This is a genomic window from Corynebacterium sp., assembly GCF_030530965.1.
Classification (GTDB): domain Bacteria; phylum Actinomycetota; class Actinomycetes; order Mycobacteriales; family Mycobacteriaceae; genus Corynebacterium.
The window spans coordinates 1-3,096 of record NZ_JAUMTY010000087.1; the positions used below are offsets into that span (position 1 = coordinate 1).

General features: G+C 60.0%; 2 protein-coding genes and 1 pseudogene. All 3 read right to left on the minus strand.

Annotation, left to right across the window (positions count from 1 at the left end):
* Positions 1–137: 137 nt before the first annotated feature.
* Complete coding sequence (locus Q3981_RS10205) at positions 138–2,342, minus strand: [protein-PII] uridylyltransferase (protein ID WP_303125953.1); 2,205 nt, start codon at positions 2,340–2,342, stop codon at positions 138–140.
* Positions 2,343–2,372: 30 nt separating this feature from the next.
* Positions 2,373–2,711: a P-II family nitrogen regulator gene (locus Q3981_RS10210; protein ID WP_041629389.1), complete on the minus strand. Its 339-nt coding sequence runs from the start codon at positions 2,709–2,711 to the stop codon at positions 2,373–2,375.
* Between the two features lie 100 nt (positions 2,712–2,811).
* Positions 2,812–3,096 (minus strand): annotated as a pseudogene (locus tag Q3981_RS10215) (ammonium transporter); the annotation flags it as partial.

The following is a 3,096-nucleotide window of genomic DNA, read 5'->3' on the forward strand; positions in this document are numbered from 1 at the left end:
GCGATCGGACGGCGGCACAGACCCGGCTGCACGGTGCTTACTGATTACGGCTTACTGATAACGGTGCTTTACCGAACCCACCGATCACGCCCTTTACCGTCGCGGGCAACCACTACCCCGTCCCGGGTCTCGATGTTTTAATCACCGAGGGCATGCCGAATCCGCATGACCGCAGCGTCCTTCTCTTTACGAGTCAGCCCCGGCTTCACACCAAACTGATCCACAACCGTATCGGCAAACGTCGAGACCGTTGCCCAGCGGAGCTCCGGGAGAGCACCAATCACGGCGGCCAAAACGCCTAAACGATCCCGGGCGCGAACCTCGAGAATGTCGCCATTCCACACGAGTTCAGCATCATCTTTGGTGAACGGAAGACGCGTTTGCCGAGACTTCTGTTGCGCATAGAGCGACTGAAGAACGGAGTTATCGGGCTTGCCCTCATGCACCGGATGCAGGGCAAACATCGCAACGGTCTGGGTCAACCCCTTGTCGGTGGGCTCATCACACATGATGCGGGCCTGCAGGATGTGCCATTTGCGGTCCAGCATCAGGTTGATCACACGCTGGAGCGCCGACGGGTCGTCGTCGTCAAGGATTAAGCGCCAAAAGTGCTTGTCATCCTGCATTTCTACCGGCGCAGAAGTCTCCTTCAGGTCAACGACGTCGGCAGCGAAGTCAGGGTGCTGCACGGGTGCAATCCGCATCTGCGACCGAGCCACGCGGGCGAGGCGTCGGACAGAAGCGGCCGCTCGCGGGGTCCACACGGTAGGGCCGGTCCCCTGGGCATCGCACGCGGTGAGCACCTCGAGAAGATCGAGAACCAACGGGATGCTATCGACGCAATCGACCAGCTCACGCGCGGTCTCCGGATCATTGGGATCCCGATTCAGTGCAAGCCGCATGAGATCCGTGTGGTGGGCAACCAAGACTTCCAGCACGCGAGCATCAGCGGGATTGAGGCCCATGCGCCGCGCAGCATCTTTGACCATCCGAGCACCGACCACGCTGTGGTCCTCAGGTTGATCCTCATCCCCTGTCTGCTTGCCCAGATCGTGATACAACGCAGCAAGCAGGAGCAGATCGGGGCGGGGCACATGAATCGTGTTCTCCGCCGCTTGCTTCACCACCGCGAGCGCGTGCTTATCCAAGGTCAACACGTGGGTTCGTTCCCGCGGCATGACTCCGCGAATACGGCGCCATCCTGGCACAATGGGCTCCCAGAGGTCGTGCCGATCCATAGCTTCGACGACGTCGTTCGTTCGATCTCCGCCTGCAAGGACCGCGCAAAAATCAGACAGTGCCGACGACGGCCAGGGCTCGGGCAACCGCGGGCAAGACTCCAGGCGCGTCCATACGGCTTCACCGACGGGGAGACCGGTTCTCGCGGCGGTCGCTGCTACGCGTAGAGGAAGGCCGGGATCATCCATCTTCACCGAGCGAGCTAAAGCGATCTGCCCATTATGATCCACCACGCCTTCGTCCAGAGGACGACGGATGGGGCGACGGAGGGCCGTGCGTGACGGTAGCGCCGCGCGTGCCGTCGAAAAGCCAATAGTCAATGCGGCGTCGATATTTCGTGCCGCGGCGGCGACCTCTTCGGATAACGCGTAGCGGTCACCGCGCCCCATGGCGACGGCGATATCCGCGGCAAACTCGGGATCCAGAATGTCGCGAGCACGACGGACAGAATCATGCAAGAGTGTGCGTACGTCTAATAACAGCTGGTAGTCCGTATCGGACACCGTGGCATTGGCCACCTGCGCGAGGGCGAGCGCACGCAACAGCTGCGCGTCACGAAGCCCACCGCGGCCGTGCTTGAGATCAGGCCGGGTCATCGCGACAACCGACCCGGAGCGGTGCCACCGCGAGGCTGCGGAGGCAACCAAGGAGTCGAAGCGTTGAGGGATGGAGGACCGCCAATCCGCCATGATTTTCGCCCTGGCGGAGCTGGCGAGTTCTTCGTCGCCGGTGACGAAACGAAGGTCCACCAACGAGAGTGCGGCGGTCATGTCTGCCGATGCCGTCGAGATCATGCCCGACACGGTCCGCACGGAATGATCGAGCGGAATGTTGCGATCCCACAGCGGGTACCACACCGACTCCGCGACCGACGCCACCACATCCGATTTGATGCCATCCGCGTGGAGCAGCGTCACATCGAGATCGGAATAGTGAGTCATTTCGCGACGGGCGAAAGACCCCGTTCCGCACAGCGCGAAACCATCCGGCAAATCGCACTGACTGAGCATCTCCTCATAGGAGGCCGTGACTGCCTTGCGAACCGACGCCGGCGACGACGGAAGGCCGTCCGAACTATTCGTGGCTGAGTTATCCCCGGCCAATCGCTGTCCTCTACTTGTTACGCCCACTTGTTATACAGCGTCCTCACCGCGTTCCGCCGTCCGGACTCGCGCAACATCGTCGACCGGTGTCACCCAAATCTTCCCGTCACCAATCTTCCCGGTACGAGATGCGGAAATAATTGCTTCAATGACGTCGGAGTACAAATCGTCCGACACAACAACTTCGATCTTTATTTTCGAGACGAAGTCAACGGCATATTCAGCCCCGCGATAAACCTCGGTATGCCCTTTTTGCTGCCCAAATCCTTGGACCTCGGTAACCGTCATGCCGCGCACGCCGACGTTTTCCAAGGATTCCTTAATGTCGGTGAGCGTAAAGGGTTTCACAATAGCGGTGACAAGCTTCACGATCATCTCCTCCTTATTCCTGCTCGGTCTCTCTGTAGCTCTGGGTTAAATCTGTTTCTTGTGCCCATACACCGTACGCCATTCGCCGGATCAACAACGCCTATCGAATGTCCATCCCGACGAAGTCATACGCGGTCTCGCTGTGCATGGCGAAGTCAATTCCGCCTCGTTCAGCGGAATCGTCGATACGCCAGCCCATCGCAGCAGAGAGAATCGTTCCGATGATTGCGGTGATGATGGCCGTGAACACCATCGCGACAACCGCGATAACCACCTGAATGATGAATAGTCGGAAGCCATCTGCACCGCCGCCGGTCAACAGCCCGGCGTGGTCTTTCGCTAGCAGACCGACGCCGATCGTTCCCCAAATACCCGACAGGAGGTG